Origin of the sequence: Pseudomonas brassicacearum, assembly GCF_918698105.1 — a bacterium.
Lineage (GTDB): Bacteria > Pseudomonadota > Gammaproteobacteria > Pseudomonadales > Pseudomonadaceae > Aquipseudomonas > Aquipseudomonas brassicacearum_F.
The window spans coordinates 77,207-84,080 of record NZ_CAKKMI010000024.1; the positions used below are offsets into that span (position 1 = coordinate 77,207).

Sequence of the window (6,874 nt, forward strand, 5' to 3'; positions counted from 1 at the left end):
CGCGCAGGATTCAGCCAATCACCTTGGTGATATTCGGCAAAATCAACAGCAGCGTCGTGGCAAAGAGAATGAGTCCGGCTTGGCGAACTTTCGAATGTTTGAACATGGCTGACCCGCCTTTATTGTTATTTCCTAAAAGCCAGCCTGCATATCCATGGCGGCTGGCGTTGCACTTCCTGTTTGACAAGGGCCTCGGCAAAACCCGACGACGTTCTTGTACAAGGATTACATTAGGGGCCGCGGCCGCCTTGGCTTAGATCCAATTCATATCAGTTTAGTGAGGGTTGCTCTTAAAAAAGTATGAGGCCTATTGCCACCTTCCTGGCGGCCCTTTTGCTAGACAGCTTGCCCTCCTGAATCGGTTAACCCGATAGCTCGCTACCGTTCGTCTGAGCGTGGCCGTCAACGCCATTGAGCGCTGTGGTCATTGAATCCGGCGCCGCTGGGCTTATGGTTGGAGGCATCGCATTACCCCCGGTTTCGAGGACGTCATGACCCAAGCTTTGATTTTCGACGCATTACGCACGCCCCGTGGCAAGGGCAAAGCCGATGGCGCCTTGCACGGCGTCAAGCCGGTGAACCTGATGGGTGGTCTGCTCAGCGCCTTGCAGCAGCGCATGGATCTGGACACCAGCCAGGTCGATGACATCGTGCTCGGTTGCGTGACCCCGGTGGGCGAGCAGGGGGCCGATATCGCCAAGACCGCGGCGCTGGTAGCCAATTGGGATGTCAGCGTGGCGGGTGTGCAACTCAATCGGTTTTGCGCCTCAGGCCTGGAAGCGGTGAACCTGGCGGCCATGAAAGTGCGTTCCGGTTTCGAAGACCTGGTGGTGGCCGGCGGCGTCGAATCCATGTCCCGGGTGCCCATGGGCAGCGATGGCGGCGCGTGGGCGCTGGACCCGCAATCCAACCTGCACGGTCATTTCGTTCCCCAGGGCATCGGCGCCGACCTGATCGCCACCCTGGAAGGCTTCAACCGCGAGGATGTCGACAGCTATGCGCTGCACTCCCAGCAAAAAGCGGCGCGCGCCCGGGCCGACGGCTCGTTCAATAAATCCCTGGTCGCCGTGCGGGACCAGAATGGCATCGTGCTGCTGGACCACGACGAATTTATCCGCGCCGACTCCACGCTCGAAGGCCTGGGCAAGCTCAAACCGAGTTTCGAAGCCATGGGCCAGATGGGCTTCGATGGCACGGCGTTGCGGGTCTACAGCCATGTCGAACGAATCCATCACGTACACACGCCGGGCAACAGTTCCGGCATCGTCGACGGTGCGGCGCTGATGCTGATCGGTTCCGAAGCCAAGGGGCGCGCCATGGGCCTGCAACCCCGGGCTCGGATCGTCGCCACCGCCGTCACCAGCACCGACCCGACCATCATGCTCACCGGCCCGGCGCCGGCTACCCGCAAGGCCCTGGCCAAGGCCGGGTTGCGAGTGGAGGACATCGACCTGTTCGAAGTCAACGAAGCCTTCGCCTCGGTGGTGCTCAAGTTCATCAAGGACATGGCCATCGACCCGGCCAAGGTCAACGTCAACGGTGGCTCCATCGCCATGGGGCATCCCTTGGGCGCTACGGGGTGCGCGATTCTTGGCACGTTGCTCGACGAATTGGAGGTGCGGCGCCTGCGCTATGGCCTGGCGACCCTCTGTGTCGGCGGCGGCATGGGCATTGCCACCGTCATTGAACGCCTCTGAGCCCCGACTTCAAGGAACACTTTTTCATGACCGATGCCATTCGTTACGAAACCGGCCAGGACCGGATCGTCGTCCTGACCCTGGACATGCCGGGCCAGAGCGCCAACACCATGAACGCGGTGTACCGTGAGGCCATGGCCGCCTGCGTCGCCCGTTTGCAGGCTGAAAAGGACTCGATTGCCGGTGTGATCATCACCTCGGCCAAGCACACTTTCTTCGCCGGCGGTGACCTCAATGAATTGATCAAGGTCGGCAAGCCCGAGGCCAAGGCTTTCTACGACATGGTCCTGCTGCTTAAAGCGCAACTGCGAGCCTTGGAGACCCTGGGCAAACCCGTGGTGGCGGCTATCAACGGCGCGGCCCTCGGCGGTGGTTGGGAAATCTGCCTGGCCTGCCATCATCGCGTGGCCCTGGACTTGCCGTCGGTGCAGCTCGGCCTGCCGGAAGTCACGCTCGGCCTGTTGCCGGGCGGTGGCGGGGTGGTGCGGATGGTGCGCCTGCTCGGTTTGGAAAAGGCCTTGCCGTATCTACTCGAGGGCAAGAAGGTCAACGCGCAACAAGCGCTGCAGGCCGGTTTGATCGATGAGCTGGCGAAGGATCGGGACGAACTGCTGGCCAAGTCCCGGGCCTGGATTCTTGCCAACCCCAGCGTCGTGCAACCCTGGGATACAAAGGGCTATCGACTGCCGGGCGGCACGCCGTCTGACCCGAAAGTTGCGCCAATGCTGGCCATCGCCCCTTCGATCCTGCGCAACAAGACCCAAGGTTGCCTGCCGGCGCCGGAGAAAATCCTCTGCGCAGCGGTGGAGGGCGCCCAGGTTGATTTCGACACCGCGCACCTGATCGAAACCCGCTACTTCACCGAACTGACCACCGGCCAGGTGGCGAAGAACCTGATCGGCACCTTCTGGTTCCAGCTCAACGAGATCAAGGCCGGTGGTTCTCGCCCACAGGGTTTTGCGCCTTATCTGACGAAAAAAGTCGGTGTGCTCGGCGCGGGCATGATGGGGGCGGGTATTGCCTACGTCAGCGCCGTGGCCGGCATCGCAGTGGTCCTCAAGGATGTCGATCTGGCGGCGGCCGAGAAGGGCAAGGCCCGTTCGGCGGCGTTGCTGGATAAAAAGCTCGCTCGCGGCCAACTTACTGCCGAGCAGCGCGAAGCCACGCTGGCGCGGATTCACCCCACCGACAGCAACGCGGACCTGGCCGGCTGCGACCTGATCATCGAAGCGGTGTTTGAAGATCGCGCCCTGAAAGCCAGCGTATCGGCCGCCGCCCAGGCCGTGGCGGGCGATGATGCGGTAATCGCTTCCAACACCTCGACCTTGCCCATCACTGGCCTGGCCATGGCTGTGCCGGACCCGACGAAGTTCATCGGCCTGCACTTCTTCAGCCCGGTGGAAAAAATGCCCCTGGTGGAGATCATCAAGGGCGCACGCACCAGTGACGCGACCTTGGCCCGGGGGTTCGATTTTGTCCTGCAGATCAACAAGACGCCGATTGTGGTCAACGACAGTCGCGGCTTCTTTACGTCGCGGGTATTCGGCACCTATACCAATGAGGGTATCGCCATGCTCGGCGAGGGCGTGAGTGCGCCGATGATCGAGACCGAAGCACGCAAGGCCGGGATGCCGGTCGGCCCTCTGGCGATCGCTGACGAAGTTTCCCTCAGCCTGATGAGCCATATCCGCGCGCAAACCGCCAAGGACCTGCGCGCAGAAGGGAAAACGCCGATTGAACATCCGGCGTTCGCCGTGATTGACTTGCTGCTCAACGAATACAAGCGAGCTGGCAAGGCCGCCGGTGCCGGTTTCTATGAATACCCGGCCAATGGGCAAAAGTACCTGTGGCCGCCGCTCAGAAGCCGCTTCGAGAAAGCCGACGGGCAGATTTCGCCGCAGGATATCCGTGATCGCCTGCTGTTCATCCAGGCCCTGGAAACCGTACGCTGCGTGGAGGAGGGGGTGCTGACTTCGACGGCCGACGCCAACGTCGGTTCGATCTTTGGCATCGGCTTTGCCGCCTGGACCGGCGGTACGCTGCAGTTCATCAACCAATACGGCCTGCAGGAGTTTGTCGGTCGCGCCCAGTATCTGGCCGAGCAGTACGGCGAGCGTTTTTCGCCACCGGCCTTGCTGTTGAAGAAAGCCGCCCGCCACGAACTGTTCTGACTGGCCTGGGAAGGGGCTTGCCTTGGGACCGTGTTTCAGGGCAGGCTCTGGGGGTGTGCAATATTCCCATCACGTGTCAGGTATTTTTTATGTCGCTACGCATCTGCATTCTGGAAACCGATATCCTGCGTCCGGAACTGGTCGACCAATATCAGGGTTACGGGCAGATGTTCCAGCGCCTGTTTTCACAGCAGCCCATCGCGGCCGAATTCGTCGTGTACAACGTGATGGAGGGGCATTACCCCAGCGATGACGAGCAGTTCGACGCTTATCTGGTGACCGGCAGCAAGGCTGATTCCTTCGGCACCGACCCTTGGATTCAAACCCTCAAGACCTACCTGCTGGAGCGCTACCAGCGCGGCGATAAATTGCTCGGCGTGTGCTTTGGCCACCAGCTGTTGGCGTTGTTGCTGGGCGGCAAGACCGAACGCGCCAGCCAAGGCTGGGGCGTCGGCACCCATCGCTACAAACTTGCCGCCAAGGCGCCTTGGATGAGCCCGGTGATGGAAGAACTGACCTTGCTGATCAGCCATCAGGACCAGGTCACTGAATTGCCCGAAAGCGCGACCGTCATCGCCTCCAGCGATTTCTGCCCGTTCGCCGCCTACCACATCAACGACCAGGTGCTGTGCTTCCAGGGCCACCCGGAATTCATCCACGATTATTCCCGGGCCTTGCTGGAGATTCGCCAGCAACACCTCGGCGAGCAGATCTACAGCCAGGGCGTGGCGAGCCTGGCCCACGAGCACCACGGCAGTACGGTGGCGGAGTGGATGATGCGTTTCGTCGCTCACAAGCCGCAGGCTGAAGCCACCCAAGGCTAAAGATCACCACGATCGAATGTGTGGGAGCTTGCTCGCGATGAATCCCACACAATCCCACCGAAAAACGCTCGCCTACAACCACCCCGATCGCTTGAAGCTCAACCACAACGACGAGCAGCCCACCGCAATAACCCCCAGCACCGCGAAATACCCGTATTGCCAACTCAACTCCGGCATGTCCTGGAAGTTCATCCCATAGATCCCGGCCACGGCCGTGGGAAACGCCAGGATCGCCGCCCAAGCCGCGAACTTGCGCTGCACCACGCTCTGGCGCGACGCTTCGAGCAGCACGCCGACTTCAATGGTCTGGCTGGCGATGTCGGCCAGGGTGGCCAGGTCTTCCATTTGCCGCGTGACATGAATCTGCACGTCGCGGAAATACGGGCTCATGTTCTTGTCGATGAAGGGGAAGTCGAGCCGCTGCAACTCTTCACTGATCTCCACCATCGGCGCCGCGTAGCGACGCAGGCGCAGCACATCGCGGCGCAAGCTGTGCAGGTTCTGGATATCCCGCTCATTCAGGGAGCTGCACATGACGTTGCGTTCCAGCTCATCGATTTCGGCGTGAATGGCCTCGCCCACTGGCTGGTAGTTTTCAATCACGAAATCAAGGATGGCGTAGAGGACGAAATCTTCGCCGTGTTTCAGCAAAAGCGGACGCGCCTCACAGCGCTGCCGAACGTGGGCGTAGGACGCGGAGTGGCCGTTGCGAGCGGTGATGATGTAGCCCTTGCCGGCAAAGATATGGGTTTCAATGAATTCCAGCTTGCCGTCCTTGCGTATCGGCGAATATGTGACGATAAACAGCGCATCGCCAAAGGTCTCCAACTTGGGACGACTGTGTTTTTCCATGGCGTCTTCGATTGCCAATTCGTGCAGGTTGAATTGACGCTGCAGGTTGGTCAGTTCCACGGCGCTGGGCTCTTCGAGACCGATCCATACAAAATGACCTGGTTTGGCAGCCCAGGCACTGCCCTCGTCGAGGGTGATATTGGTGACTTTCTTACCGGCGCTGTAGACCGCAGCAGCAACGACTCTACCCATAATGGTGGTTCACTTCTTATTGGAAATGGCAGTGGCAGGCAGCGTCCAGCTTAACGCGCCCTGTAGCTTGAGAGTCAGCAAAGTCTGCGGAGTTCGGCGGCAAAAGAAAACCCGCCATGGGGGCGGGTTTTTCCATTCAAGCGGCTTGCAACTGTCGGTCCATTGTCGCGATGCATTCGCGCATCTGTTCACGGCATTGGGCAATGAGCAGGGGCATGTCATCCATGCTCAACCCGGTCGTAGGAATCGCCGGCAATGAACGTATGAGTATGTCACCGCTGCGCCAGCGATTGAGGCGCATGTGCTTGATGTAGCTGCTGACGCACACCGGAACAATCGGCACCCCGGCGGCTATTGCCATCTGGAAGGCGCCTTTCTTGAACGGCAGCAAGTCCTCTCCCAGATTACGTGTGCCCTCCGGGAAAACCCAGATCGAGGTGTCCTCGTGCTGCAACGTATGGGTGGTGGTCAGCATCGACTTTCGCGCCTTGATCGCGTTGCCGCGGTCGATCAACACGTTGCCCGCCAGCCAGAACAATTGCCCGAACAGCGGTACCCATTTCAGGCTCTTCTTGCCGATGCACACGGTACGACGCGGCACCACGTTGCCGAACATGAACAGGTCGTAGTTGGATTGGTGGTTGGCGATGATGACGCAGCCGTTGGGCTTATTTACCAGCGTGTCGACTTGTGTCCGGACCCGCAGACGCAAAATGCACATCGCCGGCAATGCATACAACCTTGCGCATAAACGGCTGTTGTCCGGGTTGAATGGCCGGCACAGGCCCAAAATCACGCCGAGCACGCCAGCCAGTACAAAGTGCAGGCCCATCAACAACATACGCAATACAAACAGCATCTACAGGCCCCATCGGGACAAAAGGTGGCGCAGTGTACGGATGTGCACTGTTTTCGGCAATTGCCGCTATAGAGGTAGGAGATGGGCGATGTTTAAGCGCATGTTTCCACGCGGCGTGACAGAAGCGGCCCAGAGCGGTTGTGGACTTTTAAACGGCGCGCGTAGGAAAAAAGCCCGGCTCTAGGGGAGGGCTGCACCTGTGGTGAGGGAGTTTGCTCTCGCTGGGCCCGTAGGAGCTGACGAGCGGAGCGAGGCTGCGATCTTTCCATTACCAATTGA

General features: G+C 60.2%; 5 protein-coding genes. 3 read left to right on the plus strand and 2 right to left on the minus strand.

The window, feature by feature from the left end:
- Positions 1-491: 491 nt before the first annotated feature.
- From LQ215_RS12170 to LQ215_RS12180, 3 genes are all read left to right on the plus strand, one after another.
- Positions 492-1,697: an acetyl-CoA C-acetyltransferase gene (locus LQ215_RS12170; protein WP_230150056.1), complete on the plus strand. Its 1,206-nt coding sequence runs from the start codon at positions 492-494 to the stop codon at positions 1,695-1,697.
- A gap of 26 nt (positions 1,698-1,723) precedes the next feature.
- Complete coding sequence (locus tag LQ215_RS12175) at positions 1,724-3,868, plus strand: 3-hydroxyacyl-CoA dehydrogenase NAD-binding domain-containing protein (protein ID WP_230150058.1); 2,145 nt, start codon at positions 1,724-1,726, stop codon at positions 3,866-3,868.
- An 89-nt stretch (positions 3,869-3,957) separates the two neighbouring features.
- Entirely contained in the window at positions 3,958-4,692 is a 735-nt protein-coding gene (locus LQ215_RS12180; RefSeq protein ID WP_230150060.1) for an amidotransferase, read from the plus strand.
- A 72-nt stretch (positions 4,693-4,764) separates the two neighbouring features.
- Here the strand turns inward: LQ215_RS12180 and LQ215_RS12185 are convergent, their stop codons facing one another.
- Together LQ215_RS12185 and LQ215_RS12190 are read right to left on the minus strand one after the other, a co-directional pair.
- Entirely contained in the window at positions 4,765-5,736 is a 972-nt protein-coding gene (locus LQ215_RS12185) for a magnesium and cobalt transport protein CorA (protein WP_230150062.1), read from the minus strand.
- A gap of 136 nt (positions 5,737-5,872) precedes the next feature.
- Positions 5,873-6,595, minus strand: a complete 723-nt coding sequence (locus LQ215_RS12190; RefSeq protein WP_230150063.1) for a 1-acylglycerol-3-phosphate O-acyltransferase — start codon at positions 6,593-6,595, stop codon at positions 5,873-5,875.
- Positions 6,596-6,874 lie beyond the last annotated feature (279 nt).